At 56.0% G+C, this 16,084-nt stretch carries 16 protein-coding genes; 7 read left to right on the top strand and 9 right to left on the bottom strand.

Annotation, left to right across the window (positions count from 1 at the left end; translation table 11 throughout):
• Window positions 1-341 precede the first annotated feature (341 nt).
• Window positions 342-1,667 carry a glycoside hydrolase family 68 protein gene (locus GWA01_RS08160; RefSeq protein ID WP_146796142.1) on the bottom strand — a complete coding sequence of 442 codons (1,326 nt, stop codon included), beginning with the start codon at window positions 1,665-1,667 and terminating at the stop codon, window positions 342-344.
• A 51-nt stretch (window positions 1,668-1,718) separates the two neighbouring features.
• Window positions 1,719-2,009 carry a hypothetical protein gene (locus GWA01_RS08155; RefSeq protein ID WP_186819515.1) on the bottom strand — a complete coding sequence of 97 codons (291 nt, stop codon included), beginning with the start codon at window positions 2,007-2,009 and terminating at the stop codon, window positions 1,719-1,721.
• 269 nt (window positions 2,010-2,278) lie between these two features.
• Here GWA01_RS08155 and GWA01_RS08150 point away from each other — a divergent pair, with 269 nt between their 5' ends.
• Window positions 2,279-2,638: a hypothetical protein gene (locus tag GWA01_RS08150; protein WP_371858432.1), complete on the top strand. Its 360-nt coding sequence runs from the start codon at window positions 2,279-2,281 to the stop codon at window positions 2,636-2,638.
• 60 nt (window positions 2,639-2,698) lie between these two features.
• Here the strand turns inward: GWA01_RS08150 and hemH are convergent, their stop codons facing one another.
• Window positions 2,699-3,730, bottom strand: a complete 1,032-nt coding sequence (gene hemH, locus GWA01_RS08145; RefSeq protein WP_146796137.1) for a ferrochelatase — start codon at window positions 3,728-3,730, stop codon at window positions 2,699-2,701.
• Window positions 3,731-4,176: 446 nt separating this feature from the next.
• On the opposite strand from hemH, the gene GWA01_RS08140 reads away from it, so the two are divergent.
• Window positions 4,177-4,599, top strand: a complete 423-nt coding sequence (locus GWA01_RS08140) for a host attachment protein (RefSeq protein WP_146796134.1) — start codon at window positions 4,177-4,179, stop codon at window positions 4,597-4,599.
• 29 nt (window positions 4,600-4,628) lie between these two features.
• Here the strand turns inward: GWA01_RS08140 and GWA01_RS08135 are convergent, their stop codons facing one another.
• From GWA01_RS08135 to GWA01_RS08115, 5 genes are all read right to left on the bottom strand, one after another.
• Window positions 4,629-5,714 carry an anhydro-N-acetylmuramic acid kinase gene (locus GWA01_RS08135; protein WP_146797664.1) on the bottom strand — a complete coding sequence of 362 codons (1,086 nt, stop codon included), beginning with the start codon at window positions 5,712-5,714 and terminating at the stop codon, window positions 4,629-4,631.
• A gap of 11 nt (window positions 5,715-5,725) precedes the next feature.
• On the bottom strand, window positions 5,726-6,613 hold the full coding sequence (locus tag GWA01_RS08130) for an N-acetylmuramic acid 6-phosphate etherase (RefSeq protein WP_146796131.1): 888 nt from the start codon (window positions 6,611-6,613) through the stop codon (window positions 5,726-5,728).
• 4 nt (window positions 6,614-6,617) lie between these two features.
• On the bottom strand, window positions 6,618-7,661 hold the full coding sequence (locus tag GWA01_RS08125; protein ID WP_146796128.1) for an aspartate-semialdehyde dehydrogenase: 1,044 nt from the start codon (window positions 7,659-7,661) through the stop codon (window positions 6,618-6,620).
• 25 nt (window positions 7,662-7,686) lie between these two features.
• Complete coding sequence (locus GWA01_RS08120) at window positions 7,687-8,325, bottom strand: 2OG-Fe(II) oxygenase family protein (RefSeq protein ID WP_146796125.1); 639 nt, start codon at window positions 8,323-8,325, stop codon at window positions 7,687-7,689.
• 72 nt (window positions 8,326-8,397) lie between these two features.
• The gene (locus GWA01_RS08115) at window positions 8,398-8,712 is read right to left on the bottom strand and encodes a hypothetical protein (RefSeq protein WP_146796122.1); all 315 of its coding nucleotides are present in this window, start codon (window positions 8,710-8,712) and stop codon (window positions 8,398-8,400) included.
• A gap of 176 nt (window positions 8,713-8,888) precedes the next feature.
• On the opposite strand from GWA01_RS08115, the gene GWA01_RS08110 reads away from it, so the two are divergent.
• The 3 genes from GWA01_RS08110 (at window position 8,889) to GWA01_RS08100 (ending at window position 12,873) form a co-directional block, all read left to right on the top strand.
• Complete coding sequence (locus GWA01_RS08110; RefSeq protein WP_146796119.1) at window positions 8,889-9,854, top strand: alpha/beta hydrolase; 966 nt, start codon at window positions 8,889-8,891, stop codon at window positions 9,852-9,854.
• A gap of 80 nt (window positions 9,855-9,934) precedes the next feature.
• Window positions 9,935-12,580 (top strand): 2-oxoglutarate dehydrogenase E1 component, encoded by a 2,646-nt coding sequence (locus GWA01_RS08105; protein WP_146796116.1) that lies wholly within the window; start codon window positions 9,935-9,937, stop codon window positions 12,578-12,580.
• 38 nt (window positions 12,581-12,618) lie between these two features.
• Complete coding sequence (locus tag GWA01_RS08100) at window positions 12,619-12,873, top strand: TM2 domain-containing protein (protein ID WP_146796113.1); 255 nt, start codon at window positions 12,619-12,621, stop codon at window positions 12,871-12,873.
• 12 nt (window positions 12,874-12,885) lie between these two features.
• Here the strand turns inward: GWA01_RS08100 and GWA01_RS08095 are convergent, their stop codons facing one another.
• The gene (locus GWA01_RS08095; protein ID WP_146796110.1) at window positions 12,886-13,863 is read right to left on the bottom strand and encodes a magnesium transporter CorA family protein; all 978 of its coding nucleotides are present in this window, start codon (window positions 13,861-13,863) and stop codon (window positions 12,886-12,888) included.
• 171 nt (window positions 13,864-14,034) lie between these two features.
• On the opposite strand from GWA01_RS08095, the gene trpB reads away from it, so the two are divergent.
• Window positions 14,035-15,261, top strand: coding sequence for a tryptophan synthase subunit beta (trpB, locus tag GWA01_RS08090; protein WP_146796107.1), 1,227 nt, complete (start codon window positions 14,035-14,037; stop codon window positions 15,259-15,261).
• A complete protein-coding gene (trpA, locus tag GWA01_RS08085) occupies window positions 15,258-16,070 on the top strand; it encodes a tryptophan synthase subunit alpha (protein ID WP_146796102.1) in 813 nt (270 codons plus the stop codon). The genes trpB and trpA overlap by 4 nt, the downstream gene beginning before the upstream one ends.
• Window positions 16,071-16,084 lie beyond the last annotated feature (14 nt).

The raw sequence follows: 16,084 nt of genomic DNA, 5'->3' as shown, positions 1-16,084 counted from the left end.
GAAAATAAATTCTACATTTTCAATGTACAGATGACATGATCTCTTAAAAAGTATAGTATAACACATAAAATCAATGTACCGACCAATTCAGAATACTAATCATTCGAATCGATAATACCAAATTTAGACAAGGAATTTCTTATCAGTAGGATATAATCCGCGCAGCGTATGGTGCCCCGCTTGCTAAAAAAACCGTTCAATATCCAGCAGGAAATATAACCCCAGCTATATTAAATGACTGAGAGTAAAATAAACGAGGCACCATTTCGCTGTCTGCGCCCTCATAAGAAGGCGCATTGAATATCAGGCCCGAACCATAATTTTTCGAGCCTGAATTTTACTCAGGAACGCGTGTCGAATGCCGATGAAACCGGCCATGCTACCTGTGCAAAAATACTTCCAAAGGCGTGCACTTCCGTCAGGAACGTACGCTCACCTTCCATAACAATACGGACAGTTGGAGCAAGTGTTCCGCCAATGCGATATGTCTGCGGATTACCCGGATCGACAGTGCCTGGCTGTGGAAGTGTATCAATGAAGGACTGCACATATCCGGCTGGATCGACGAAGTGTGAATAGGTTTCGTAAGGAGCATCACTCGGGTTTCCAAGAACCAGACCCGAGCCATTCAGCGGTGCATAAGGCCCAAAAATACCATTCCTCGACACAAAACCATACACGCCATCAGGGCCGGTACTGTTCCCTGTAAACGTGGAATGATGGGAAATGGTGAACAGATAGGTCAGACCATCCTGGAACACGACATGAGGACGTTCTGTCTGGTCATTCACGCCCAGAGCCGTCACGAGCGCGGGCAGCATTTCCCAACGCGAGAAATCACCACTGTTCGCATCAGAAACAAGACGCGCAATGCCGATCGCGGCAGCGCCATACTGGGCACCAGCCGGCACAGTCGAGGCAGGAGGAAGATTGCCCATCTCGTCAGAATCGATGGTGTACTGCCCGCGCATGCCCGGAACATTGCCTTCAAACAATGCGTAGATGTTACCGTCATCCGGATTGACGAACACATGCGGATCACGGAAATCCCAATATTGATCTTCTGCAATATTAGCGTAATTCACGCCATCGGCTTCAAACATGTCCGTGCAGACATCGAAACCTTCAAACCACACGCCGTTATCATCCGCGAGAATGCGGCCTGCGGTGTGTGACGGAACAGACTGTGCGGGTGTACCGTTGACCGAAGTGTAAAAGAGATCGATTACGTTGGTTGTATTCTCGCGCATCACTGCGCAGCCAGACCACTCCCAGTCGCGCTTGTTTGCACCCGGCTGAATCACACGACCGCCAAATTTCCAATCGGAACCATTGCCCGTGCGGCTGTAATAAAAACCAATATAGGAAAAATTGTTCCGGCTGTGCCAGCCTTCAACTGTGTTGCCCGTAGCGGCACGATCCGCGACAAGGGCAAACATGACGTACCATCCTTTGAAGGTCACCGTACGGCCGTTAATGTCACGCAGAGCCCAGGTATCCCACTGCCAGACATCAGAATCGATGACGGGAAAATCATAATCAATCAGCGGCATAGTCGTGGTCGGATCATCTGCATGAATCTTCAGCGCGTCGGCAATTGTCCAGCGCGTGCCTGTCTTACGCTGGCTCAGAAGAGCAGATTTGTTGATTGAGGAGATTGCTGTCATTTGTCTTTTTGCCTTCAAAATTTTTTCGAAAATATTCCTGACTAAAACTGATCAGGATTTGGTGTTGGCCGACCCCAGCCCCACGCCCGCAGCATCAGAAGACTGCGTCAGCTTGGCTGATTTTCCGGGCATGGCATTCTTGGAGCGCCCAGTCTGAAGCCTGTTCGCAGCCCACCCGATATTGAGAGCCAGCAGTGAAATCATCTGGAACGGCATTGCCCAAGGAGAACCGTCTTTTGGTGGGCGGACAAAAACCGTCAGCAGCTTGCAGGTGATGATGAAAAGAGCGACCCAGAGTTCGTACCGGGCCGGGATGTCATTCAGGAAACCCGAAAGATCCATCGCAAGACCTCCTGAAAAATCGCACAAAAAAAGGGACGCAGCCTTAAGCTCCGTCCCGTACAAAATCGTCTGTGCCGTTATTTTCTGAACCAAAATCACTTTTTGATCTGTGGCTCAGTGCCATATATCTAGAGCAACCCGCGCTCAGGCGCAACCCTCTTTCCTACTTTTCAAGCAATCAGATTGAAACGAACCCGCAACACGCTTATGTCCTGAAGGAAGGTTGGTCTCCTGCTATGTGCAGGAAACCCTCATTGGAGGACATGACAATGACCCGCACTACGCGATCCCTTTTCGCTATCGCAGCCCTGCTTTCAGCCACTCCTGCGCTGGCTGAGCCGGGTGGATGCCTGAAATATGGTGCCGTTGGCGCTGTTGGCGGACATCTCGCCCATCATGGCGTCCTTGGCGCTTTGGGTGGCTGTGCGACCGGTATGTATACCCGCCATGAGTATCGCAAGAACCTGCGTGAAAAAGCAGCTCTGTGGGATAAGGAACACCCGGCAGACCCGAACGCAAGCTGGTGGCAGACGCACCATGACGCCGCTTCGGTAGCCCAGAAATCACAGTGGTACGATGCTGAACACCCGGCCACACCGGCGTCTGGTGAACCCGCACCGCAGCATTAAAGGCATAAAAAAAACCCCTGCAGAATGCAGGGGTTTTTTATTTCCGGCCTTTTTAGTCCATCAGCTGAACTGAAAACCCTTAAGTGCAGAGCGTGATAGCTCCTCCAAAAGATCAATCGCACCTTCAGAATCGTTAAGGCAGGGTACGATTGCAAATTCCTCACCGCCTGCAGCCATGAATTCTTCCCGAAGTTCATTGCCGATTTCATCAAGCGTCTCAATGCAATCCGTCATAAACCCAGGCATGATAACCGCTATCTTTGTAATGCCCTGAGCTGGCAATGCGGATACGAAGGGCGCAGTATATGGCTGGATCCATTCCAGAGGCCCAAACCTGGACTGGAACGTAAGCGGCATCTGCTCCTCCCGGAGATCCAGCGCCTGACGCAGAGCAACGATGGTCCTGACGCATTCATCCCGATAGCTATCGCCCTTATCGATGCAGGTCTTGGGAAGGCCGTGAAACGAAGCGACGATTTGCTGCGGCTTGAAAGGGAGGCTTTCCAGTGTTTCCCGAACGGATGTCTGAAGCGCTTTGATAAAAAGCGGGTGGTCTGGAAAAGAGGGCATCGTCAGAACTGCTGGCTGACGGCGCAGGCGCATCAGGGCACGGAAGAGCTGATCGTTTGCGGTAGCCGTCGTAGCCGCCGCATATTGCGGATAAAGCGGGATGCTGATGATGCGATCACAACCCTGATCCATCAGACTCGTCAAAGCGTCCTTCACGGACGGCTGGCCGTAGCGCATTCCCCAAGCTACAGGAATTCCATCCTTTTCGAGGCGTGCAGAGAGCTTCTCGGCCTGTCTGCGTGTAAAGACGCGCAAAGGCGATGCATTCTCTTCCCTGTCCCAGATGCGCGCATAATTCGCGCCGCTGGCAAACGGACGTTTCGTTAAAATAATCCCTTGGAGGATAGGCTGCCAGATTAATGGCGGACTCTCTATGACGCGCTGGTCAGAGAGAAACTCCTTAAGATAACGCCGCACAGCAAAGTAGCCGGTATCGTCAGGCGTACCAAGATTCAGGAGCAGAATACCGGTGCGGCCCTTAGAGGGCACTGCAACGCTAGGAGTTTTGAAGGTAAAAGCCATAATGCCTTTTAATATGGGGCGAGGCACTTCTGGTCAAAAAATCAAACCGCGAGATGCGCGTCCCTTTCGGGACGCTATCGTCGATGCCGCACGCGGGCTGGGCTGATTCTAGATTGCATCTGTGCTCGGGAAGCCGCGTAGACAAACACCGCCAGAGCGGCGCCAATCGGACCAACATACGGCATTAGAGTATTCGTCAGAGCCATACTTGCCTCCTTAGACCCAGAAGGAAAGTCTTCCATGGGTCTGATTGAGAGATTGGCACAGAAATGGATTCGATCAACAGAAAAAATGCAAAAATTTCAAAAAAATATTTTGTCACCTTCAAACGGCTATTTTCCGCGAATTTCGCAACACCAATTTTGCCCGCGCCATAAACTCCGGCAACTGACCTCCTAACCAGTCGTTTTAGCCACAGAGACTGAAATTTTCCGAAAGATCAGATCATGGCTACCCAAGACCCCGTACTGTATGTCGTCGCAGATGGCGAAAAAGCCCGCTTTCTGAAACTTGAAGGTTCAGAACTACACACCCTCGAAAGATTTGACCTTCATAAGGGCTCAAACGCCGAGAAAGATGTAGGCTCAATCAAAGCACCACATTCAGATCCGCATAGTCAGTTGAAAGTGCGTTTTGCGCATGATCTCGCAGGCCACATCAACGTGGCTGCCCGGGACACGAATATTGAAGGTGTGTTTCTGATTGCGCCACCTCAGGCACTTCACGATATCCGCGATCACCTCGATAAACCAACCACCAAAAAGCTTTTCAAAACACTCACCAAAGACCTGACCAACACCAGCGACCGGGATCTCTTGAAACACCTCGATCGTCCGGAGACCGGATGGGCAGAACTGGCCCCCGTCTGAGCTAAAAGCACTCTGGGTTGATTCACGCCTCAGATGACAGCCTTACCCGCGACACAGGGGTTTTTTACCCCTGTGGTTTGTGGCCAGGAAGACGGTAGGTTTCTCTGGAACCGGGCTGCCAGAAGACCAAAGCACTGCGCTTCAAGCGCGTCCCCATCCCAGCCCAGAACATCCACATCCTCAACACTTCCCAACCGCTTCCTGAGGCCACCCATCAGTACCGGGTTGTGTCGCCCGCCACCCGCTACAAACCAGCGTTCCGGCGTCAACGCCATCGGGGTTCGTGCAATAGTTTCGACCGTAAAGGCCGCGAGTGTCGCCGCACCATCCTCAGCCGATAAACTCTCAACCAGCGCCATGGCCTGTGGATGAAAACTGAGGCGATCCAACGACTTTGGCATCGGACGTGTGAAATAAGGCAGCGACAACAGCGCGGCTAACACATGCCCATCAACACACCCTTTCTGCGCCAGAGCACCATCAAAATCACACGCAATACCGGTATACCTCAACGCCCAGTCATCCAGCAGCGCATTTCCTGGCCCGGTATCACATGCCCATATCTCTCGAGTCCCCTCCGCAAGTGGCCCCAAAAGGGTGACGTTTGCCACGCCGCCAATATTCAAAACGGCACATGCTTCCGGATGGTGGCGCAACAGCGCCGCATGCATCACTGGGACGAGTGGCGCACCTTCTCCCCCCTGCTCCAGATCACGAGCGCGGAAATCGCAGATTACTGGAACACCGCATCGGTCCTGTAACAGCGCGCCGTCACCAATCTGCCAGCTGCGTCCATTTTCTGGCTGATGAAGAATGGTCTGACCGTGAAAACCGATAACTGCCGGCACGATGTCAGGCGCCCGTAGGCGCAATTCAGCAACTGCCTCACAATGACGAAAGGTCAGATCCCGCTCTATTGCAAGGAGTTCCGGTTCATCTTCCGCCACGCCCTCGGCACGATCCAAAAGACTGCGGATACGCACCCGAAGAGCGTCATCATATGGCAGCGTCAATGACGGCCCGAAACGGCTGATCTGTTCCCCGTCCGTCTCGATCAAAGCCGCATCAACGCCATCAAGCGACGTGCCACTCATGAGTCCCAGCGCCCAGCGCAGCCCATTGACCGTCACAGCGTCGCAAGGACCCTGTGCAGATCACCATCATGCGCCAGCAACAGGTCTTCAAGCTGGGCCTGCTCTACCCCTTTGCGCAACAGAACAGCACGTTTGACGTTCCCTCCCGCCAAACGCAGGGCCTCCACAATTTCAGTTGGCTCCCCACCAGCTAACTCGAATACCATGCGCTCCGCACGGGCCTGAAGCTTGTCGTTGCTGATCCTCATATCCACCATGCGCCCACGATAGACATGCCCAAGACGCGTCATCAGTGCTGTGGAAAAAAGGTTAAGCACGACTTTCTGGGCAGTTCCCGCAGCCATTCGCGTCGAACCTGCAAGCACTTCCGCGCCGGTCGGGATACAGATACCGATATCTGCCTCATTCAACAAACGCGATGAAGCATTTCCGGCCACACCGATGGCCAGCGCACCTACCGCCCGCGCCGCGCCCAGCAGAGCGCACGTATAAGGCGTATTACCACTCGCAGCGATGCCGATAACAACATCATTGGCTGTCGGGTGGTGTGCTTCCAGATCAAGCCGAGCCTGATCTTCGCGGTCTTCTGCACCCTCTGCGGCCTGGGTCGTGGCCCCAGCGCCACCGGCCAGCAGGAGGACAAGCCGCTCCGGCGCCAAACCGAAGGTTGGTGTTAGCTCCACACCATCCTGAAGACCAATGCGCCCAGATGTCCCGGCCCCACCGTAAATCAGGCGTCCGCCTGCCCGAAGACGCGGCACAGCAGCCTCAACTGCCCTGTGAATGTCCGGAAGAGCTTCCTCCACCCGGTCCAGTGCTGCCTTCTGGGAAGAAAGCAGACGCCCAAGAAGCGCATCAAGCTCAAGCCGCTCAATGCCTTCATTTTCCTGCAGAACACTTTCTGTCCGGACATTACTCATGTGGTCAGACTTTCGGCGGCAGAAGAACACCGTCCTTCAGCAGGTCCTGCTCAACCAGACTTTCGGCAATCTGCACAGCATTGAGCGCAGCACCCTTGCGAAGATTATCCGACACACACCACAGAGCCAGACCGTTCTCAACGCTCGGATCAATCCGCAGACGCGAAACATAAGTCGCATCCTCCCCAACCGTCTCGATCGGCGTGACATATCCACCGTCTTCGCGCTCGTCACGCAGGATCACACCCAGAGCCTTGCGCAATGCATTGCGGGCCTTCTTGAGATCAACCGGCTTTTCGCATTCGATGCTGATGGCTTCCGAATGACCGATGAAAACAGGAACGCGAACGCAGGTCGCCATGACCTGAATATCCGGATCGAGGATCTTACGGGTCTCAACCGCCATCTTCCACTCTTCCTTGGTCGAACCATCTTCCATGAAACGGTCGATATGCGGAATAACGTTGAAGGCAATCTGCTTCGTAAACTGCGCAATGGTCGGCGGATCGTTGACGAAAGTGCCCTTGGTCTGAGCGAAAAGCTCATCCATTCCGTCTTTACCCGCGCCTGAAACAGCCTGATATGTCGAAACAACGATCCGCTTGATCTTGAACAGGTCATGCAGCGGCTTAAGCGCCACCATCATCTGGGCCGTGGAGCAGTTCGGGTTGGCAATGATGCCGCGACGAGCCTTTTTAAGCGCCTTCGCATTCACCTCTGGTACTACCAGCGGAATACCCGGCTCCATCCGAAAGTGGGATGTATTGTCAATCACCACGCAACCGGCAGCAGCAGCCTTGGGTGCATAGATGGCAGAAACCTCGCCACCCGGCGAAAAGAGTGCAAGATCCCAGCCAGTGAAATCGAACGTCTCAAGGTTCTGCACCTTGAGAACCTTCTTCTCCCCGAAAGAAATTTCACGGCCAACTGAACGCGGAGACGCAAGCGCCACCACTTCATCTACCGGGAAATCACGCTCTGCCAGAATTCGCAGCAGTTCGCGCCCCACCGCTCCCGTGGCGCCCGCAACCGCAACCCGATAACCCATGTTCTCTTCCGTTCCCTAAGTGTAATCAGCCTGAAAAAGGCAAGCGCTTCACAAGCGCCGAAAGACGGTGACGGCCCAGTTCGTACTGTGCCTTGCGTCCCGTCGCCATATAATTGAGCTGAATGGCATAGCGCGTGCCAACAAACTGCCGATGTCCATGCCAGGTTTTTGGCCCATTGGGGAACACCAGAAGCGTTCCTTCAGCCGGCACCACTTCCACCGCATAGTCTTCCACGTCATCAGGCCCGCGCAGCAGACGCAGGCACCCATCGCGAGACGTCCAGTCCTCGCCACGGGGATTGAGATAAAGCAGGACAGTGACCAGCTTTGCCTCGGAATCCCGATGAATCCGCCCGTCTTTCTCACGCGTCCGGCCACGAACCGTGAGCATCGTCGGCGCATCCAGCAGATCCAGCCCGAATTTCTCTGCAATCAGAGCCTTGAGCTTCGGTCCCTGCAACTCATTGATCATTGCCGCCACATTCGGTGTCAGCTTCAAAGATTCCGGCGGAAAAGATCCCCCGGATGCCATCTCTGGCAGTTCAGACACCACTGTTTGCAGATCATCATTCCCGATGAAATGTGGAACAACCACATGCGGGAACGGATCCTCCGCAACAGGCGTGCGCTTCAGAGCATCATAAGCGAGCGAGATCATTGACATAGCGAAAGAGGCTAGACCCGCCTTTCTTTGCCGACAAGTGCCATTCCCGGCATATCAGGAGCGGTGACCTGTTCACCCCCTAAGACGCGGATGACCTTTCGTCACACGGTTCGTGGAAAGATAACGCACATATCCGGCACCAAGTCGGTTGGCGCCCCCATTACAGACCTGAGGATGATTCACTACAGGTTCAGCTGGGACGACCCACGTCGTCCGCAGGACACCAGCATTTTTCCTGCACACGATCAGACGCCTGTCCACACCCGACAGGCCAGCAGCATCGGCATGCAGCATGATCCTGCCATCCATATGCGCCTCGTCCTGCGCCTGTACAGCGGGCGCAACAACACCTGTTAAACCTACAAAAAGCAGCAGAAGAGCACGCATTCGCCTGACCCCCGACCAATGCCGTTTTCCATATATCGGCAGGGGTATGACGACTCTCGAACTACAAAAGTTGCGGCAATTCTGTGGCAGACATGCAAAATCCCGTATTCCAACCCTAGGATCGTCCGCACGTTAAGCGTCTTAATATCATCCCGGACCCTACAGAAAGCGCTTCCATGAACACTCTTCCTCTCGTCCTGCCTGAACTTCGTCAGTTCCTGCTCGATAACCCGAGAGAAGACGTATCCCCACTAACACTTTCTGCCGTGCGCACCCTGATGCAGGAGCGCGCAAACACTGCCAGCAATATAGCCGATAACTACTCCCTCACCGTTAGGGAAAGCCTTATCCCGGGCCTTAAGAGCGCCCCGGACATCAGGCTCCTCATCGTCCACCCAAAGCACACGAAGCAGGACCGCCCCGCCCTGCTGCATCTCCACGGCGGCGGCTACCTCGCCGGGCTTCCGGAACAGAGCCTCTGCACATTGCGCCGATTCGCTCATGAACTGGACTGTGTCGTCGTCTCCCCCGACTACCGTCTGACCCCAGAAACACCTTTTCCCGGACCCGTCGAAGACTGCTACGCCACACTTCTGTGGATGGCAGAAAATGCAGGCAGCCTCGGTATTGATCCAAGCAGGATCGCACTGACAGGCGAGAGCGCTGGTGGCGGTCTCGCAGCGGCTCTGGCCCTGATGACCCGCGACCTCAAAGGTCCGCGTCCCATCTTTCAGGATCTGGTATACCCGATGCTGGACGACCGCACCGTCAACGGGCAGGCAGACGCATCGCCCGTTGGTGGCGAGTTCGTCTGGACCCGTGCCAGCAATACCTATGCATGGGAAGTCCTTCTCAGCCCGGAACTTCCCGGTAGCCCGGACATCTCCCCCTACGCTGCTCCGGCACGCGCAACAGACCTCACGAATCTGCCCCCCGCCTATATCAGCACCGGCGCGCTGGATCTCTTCCTTGATGAAAACCTGATCTATGCACAGCGCCTCATTCACAGCGGGATTTCGGTCGAGCTGGACCTCTTCCCCGGCACTTATCACGCCTTTGACGTCCAGCCGGATGCACCCGTGGCGCAACGTGCACGCCAGCGCAGGCTGGATGTCCTGAAACGCGCCTTCAGCATACCTTAATGCATCGTCATCCTTCTTTCGTTGGCCGGACTATTCCAATCCGCTAAGGTCCGCCCCCTCGCTGGCAGGAGACGAGTTTCATGGGCGATCATCGCGACGATCGGGACGCAATCAACGGCGCAAATACCGTCTATCTGGCGGAGCTTCATGCGCGCTGGCAGGCTGACCCGACATCTGTTGACCCCACTTTTGCAGCCCTGTTCGACGCCCTCGCCACGGAAAAAGCTCCGGCAGATGCCCCCGAGACAGGTTCGGAGACTTTGCGTAATGCCTTCCGTCTGCGCGGCCACAGCGCTGCCAGACTGGACCCACTCGGAATCCGCCCGCTCCCGGAATTGCGTGAACTGAATCCGCCCGGCGCAGACAGGGACCTGCTGGCACGTCTGCGCAAAATCTACTGCGGCTCCATCGGCGCGGAGTTCATGCATCTGCAAGACCCAGACCAGCGGCAATGGTGGATCGACAAGCTCGAAAACAGCACACCCGAAAGTCCCCTGTCTCCAACACGCATCCTTCTCGCCCTCACACGCGCTGAAGGATTCGAGAACTTTTGCCAGAAGCGCTTCACAGGAATGCGCCGTTTCGGCCTTGAGGGCGGAGAGAGCGTCATCGTCGCCCTGCGCACATTGATCGACGAAGCCGCAAGGGACGGCGTAAAATCCGTATCGCTCGGCATGCCCCATCGCGGGCGCCTGAACGTCATGGCCAATATCCTGCGCAAACCCTTCGCGGCAATTTTCAGCGAATTTGCAGGCGCATCCTTCAAGCCGGACGATGTTCAGGGCTCAGGCGATGTCAAATACCACCTCGGCACGGCAACCACGCTCGAACATGCCGGGCGCACAATGCGTATCTCACTCCTGCCAAACCCATCCCACCTTGAAGCCGTTGATCCCGTCGTGCTGGGTCGCGTCCGTGCGGATCAGGACAGCAGCCGTGATACACAGCGCAATCATCACCTTGGGATTCTCGTGCATGGCGATGCCGCCTTTGCCGGGCAGGGTGTGGTGTATGAAACACTCGGCCTGTCCCGCCTGACAGGCTACAGGACTGGTGGCACCGTACACGTCATCATCAACAACCAAATCGGCTTCACAACCATCCCCGAAGATGCGCATTCAGGTGTCTGCGGAACCGACATTGCAAAAGCCATTCAGGCGCCCGTACTCCATGTCAACGCAGACGACCCTGAAGCCGTTGCCCGCTGCGCAGGACTTGCCCATCAATGGCGGGCTGAATTCCACTCCGATATCGTGCTGGATGTCGTGTGCTATCGCCGCCACGGCCATAACGAAACCGATGAGCCCTCTTTCACCCAGCCAGCAATGGTACGCGCCATTCAGGCCCGCCCGACAACACGTCGCCTCTACGCTGACCAGCTAATCCGTTCAGGCGCCCTCAGCTCAGACGACGTCAGCAGCATGTGGGACAGCTTCCAGGCTGACCTGGAACAGGAATACACCGCTGCCGCCGAGTACAAGCCCGATGCCACAGACTGGCTGGATGGCCCCCAGGACCCCACACGCCTTCAGGATGAACCAGACCGCATCCAGCCCATGACAGGCGTCCCGCTTGAACGCCTTCGCGCCGTTGGCGAGGCTATCGGCACGATCCCGGCCAACATCAGTGTTCATCCACGCCTTGCGCGCCAGATCATTGTCCGCGGAAATGCCGTTGAGGCAGGAGGCCCGCTGGACTGGGCCACAGCAGAAGCCCTCGCTTTCGGAACACTGTCCATGGACGGCCACCCGGTCCGTCTGTCAGGACAGGATAGCCGCCGAGGCACCTTCAGCCAGCGACACGCCGTTCTGGTGGATCAGGACACCGGAGCGGAAGAAACACCCCTCACTCACATTGCCCCTCATCAAGCCCCACTAAAAATCTGGAACTCGCCCCTCTCCGAGTATGCGGTTCTGGGCTTCGAGTATGGCTACTCCCTCGGGGACACGAACGCGCTTGTCCTGTGGGAAGCGCAGTTCGGAGATTTCTCCAACGGCGCCCAGATCATTCTCGATCAGTTTGTTGCCTCAGGTGAGACGAAGTGGCTCCGTACATCCAGCCTGACGCTCCTGCTACCACATGGCCACGAAGGTGGCGGCCCTGAGCATTCCTCCGCCCGACCAGAGCGCATCCTCCAGCTCTGTGCTGAAAACAACATGCGTGTCTGCAACATCACGACACCTGCAAACTATTTCCACGCACTGCGCCGCCAGACAGGCCGCCGGTGCCACAAGCCTCTGGTCGTCTTCACGCCCAAATCACTGCTACGCCACCGGGACGCAGTGTCGACACTGGAAGAAATGGGTCCACGCACACGCTTCCAGACAGTCCTGCCCGATCCGCAGTTCCCGGAAGGTGCGAAGAGAATCATCCTGTGCTCTGGAAAAATCTTCTACGACCTACTCGCGGAACGCTCACGCCAGAACCGGGCAGACGTAGCAATCATACGCCTGGAGCAGCTCTACCCATTTCCGCATCACCCGTTAGTCGAACAGCTTGCCAGACACCCGGACGCCGATCAGGTCATCTGGTGTCAGGAAGAACCCCAGAATAACGGCGCATGGAATTTCGTAGATCGCAGGATCGAACGTGCCCTGCGCGAATGCAATCATCGTGTCTCGCGCCCAGAATATGTCGGGCGTGACAGCGCAGCATCGCCTGCAACCGGCCTTTCAAGCGTTCATACCGCTCAACAGGAAAAGCTGGTGCAAAGCGCGCTCGGGTAAGTTACCCTTCGTTACGATCGAAACAAGAGCACTGCCTGATGAAGAAAAAATCCATCGCAACCCTCCTTGCAATGTTCCTTGGAACATTCGGAGGGCACCGATTCTATCTCGGCTCCCCAATCCTCGGGCTGCTCTACATCCTTTTCTGCTGGACCGGCATTCCAACAATCGTCTCGTTCATTGAAATGATTATCCTCATCTGCATGACAGACGAGGAATTCGACATCAAATACAACACGGAATTCATGCTTCAGAAACAGTCGTTCGAACGCATGAAAGAAGCAGGCTGGTAAACAGAAGAACCGCTATCTGGCGCCAAACCACCCGCGGCGCCAAAACCACAAAAGCGGCAAAACAATCGAAAGCGTCATCATCATCAGGCTGTACTGATAGCCATAATGCCAGGACAATTCGGGCATGATCTTGAAATTCATGCCGTAAATGCCTGCAATGAGCGTGGGCGCAATACCAACAGAACTGACAACCGTCAGTACCTTCATGCCGTCATTCTGCTCTATATTGATGAAGCCCAAAGTAGCATCCAGCAAGAACTGCACCTTGTTCATCGTCTGCGCCACGAAGTCGTTCAGAGATGCCACATCCCGTCCCGCGACCTTCAGGCGCTGCTTGAGCCCATCCACCAGCACATGGCCGGGCAATTCGCCAACATAGATCAGCATCCTGTCGATCCCCAGAAGACTGTCCCGGATCATGGATGCAAGATCCCCTGCCCGCCCCAGACGACGCAGGGTTTCGCGGAGCATCTCTCCTGCGTTCGCTCTCTTGCGTGGACGATCCGCATTAAAAACCTTGCGCGAAACATCATCCAGAGTGCGGCCCAAACCTTCCAGAATATCCGCAAGACGATTGATCATCTCTTCCAGAAGCTGGGTCATGACCTGATCAGGAGTCAGCGTGCCGTCATTCGCGGTCTCGGCAATATCGCGGCCAACAACATCAAATGCGTAATAGTCTGAATAGCGGACAGTCACGAGTTTCTGCGCCGTCAGCACAAAACCTACAGGATACGAAAACGCACTTTCATCCACACGCCGAACAAGCGGAGATGACAGGTAAAGAACATTGCTGCGTTCATAATGGCGTGAAGAACTCTCGATTTCTTCGAGCTCCTCGCGACGCGGCACATGAATACCCAGGGCTTTCTCAGCCCGGTCGATCTCTTCGGTAGACGGGTTAATCAAATCGATCCAGACAATACCAGACAGATCGTCATCCGGTTCAATCTCGCGGGCCGGCACGCCGGCAAGGCGGGCGAGAAACATGAAAAAATCACCTCACGGCAGGAAAGAAGAAACCCACTCTTGTCGTCACCAGTCAGAGAGAGCAATCCTTTGTAGCAGCATCCGCCAGACAGTCACGGCCTTCTCGCGCATAGACGCAAGGGCTTCACCTTGGTATCGCAGACACGCCCTTCACGCGGAACAGAGCGCAGCATGACCACTTCAACTCCCTCCCTGCCCAATTCCTTGCGTTCCGGCCCGGATGACCGCGGCCGCTACGGAATCTTCGGGGGACGCTTCGTCGCCGAAACGCTCATGCCGCTGATTCTGGAACTTGAGGAAGCTTATCGTGCGGCCCAGGCTGACCCCAGCTTCCGCGAGGAACTGGATTACTACTACCGGGACTATGTCGGCCGCCCCAGCCCGCTATGGCATGCACGACGCCTGAGCGAAGAGCTTGGGGGGGCAAAAATCTATCTCAAGCGTGAAGAACTGAACCACACCGGGTCTCACAAACTCAACAACGTGATGGGCCAGATCCTTCTGGCACGCCGCATGGGCAAAAAGCGCATCGTTGCAGAAACAGGCGCGGGCCAGCACGGCGTTGCAACAGCAACCGTCTGCGCCCTGTTCGGCCTGAAATGCACCATCTACATGGGCGCAACAGACGTCGAGCGGCAAAAGCCCAACGTCTTTCGCATGCACCTGCTTGGTGCCGAGGTAAAACCCGTCACTGCGGGTGCAGGCACCCTCAAGGACGCCATGAACGAGGCCATGCGCGACTGGGTCGCGAACGTGGCAGATACGTATTTCCTCGTGGGAACAGTCGCAGGTCCACATCCCTATCCGGAGATGGTGCGCGACTTTCAGTCCATCATCGGCATCGAGACCAAAGAACAAATCATCCGCGCGGAGGGCCGCCTGCCAGATGTCATCGTGGCAGCAATCGGCGGCGGATCCAATGCCATGGGTATTTTCCACCCGTTCCTCGATGATACTTCTGTCCGGCTGGTCGGCGTAGAAGCAGCAGGGCACGGCCTGGATTCCGGCAAAACAGCAGCATCCATTTCGCGCGGACGCCCCGGCGTACTGCACGGAAACCGTACTTATCTGCTGCAAGACATCAACGGCCAGATCGAGGAAGCACATTCGATCAGCGCGGGCCTAGATTATCCCGGTATCGGCCCGGAGCATTCCTGGCTCAACGATATCGGACGTGCGGAATATGTTGGCGTCACCGATCAGGAAGCACTGGACGCCTTCCAGCTCTGCACACGTACGGAAGGCATCATTCCTGCGCTCGAATGCGCCCATGGGCTGGCGCATGTCGCCAAGATCGCGCCAACCATGTCTCCTGATCAGATCATTGTCCTGAACCTCTCCGGTCGCGGAGACAAGGACATCTTCACCGTCGCCAGCCATCTCGGAGTAAAGCTGTGAGCCGTATCCAGGCCCGTTTTGCCGCCCTCAAGGCCGAGGGCCGCGGCGCCCTGATCCCTTATCTTCAGGCGTGCGACCCCGACTTCGACACTTCGCTCGAACTGCTCCGTGCAATGCCGGGCGCAGGCGCAGACCTCATCGAGATCGGCGTTCCGTTCTCCGATCCGGCCGCCGATGGCATCACGATCCAGAATGCCGCCATCCGCGGCTTGAAGGCAGGCGCGACCATGGCGCGCGTGCTCGATATGGTGCGCACGTTCCGCAAGGACGACAACGACACCCCTATCGTCTTGATGGGCTATCTCAACCCAATCGATAGCTATGGGCCTGCCAAATTCTGCTTTGACGCTGCTGCAGCGGGTGTGGACGGCATCATCGTGGTGGATATGCCCACCGAAGAAGCCGACCTTCTGGACAACCACGCCCGCGAAGCCGGACTGGACATCATCAGCCTCGTTGCGCCGAACACGTCCCGCTCACGCCTCTTTCACGTGCTGAAAGCGGCCTCAGGCTTCGTCTATTACGTCAGCATAACAGGCATAACAGGTACAAACAGCGCCAGCGCCGAAGATCTCTCAAAGGCCCTGCCGCGCATCCGCGAAGCCACGGATCTGCCCGTCGCCATAGGCTTTGGTATCAGCACACCTGAGCAGGCAAGAACCGCTTCGCGCATCGGTGACGCAGCAGTCGTGGCCTCAGCCCTGATCAAAACGCTGGCAGCCACACTGCACGATGGCAAAGCCACACAGCAGACTGTGCCAAGCGTCCTCAGCCAGCTTCGTGAACTGGCAACAGCAGTCCGGAGCTGAGGCTCCGGACTGGT

Source organism: Gluconobacter wancherniae NBRC 103581 (genome assembly GCF_007988885.1).
Classification (GTDB): domain Bacteria; phylum Pseudomonadota; class Alphaproteobacteria; order Acetobacterales; family Acetobacteraceae; genus Gluconobacter; species Gluconobacter wancherniae.
This window is presented reverse-complemented; position numbering and strand designations above follow the sequence as displayed.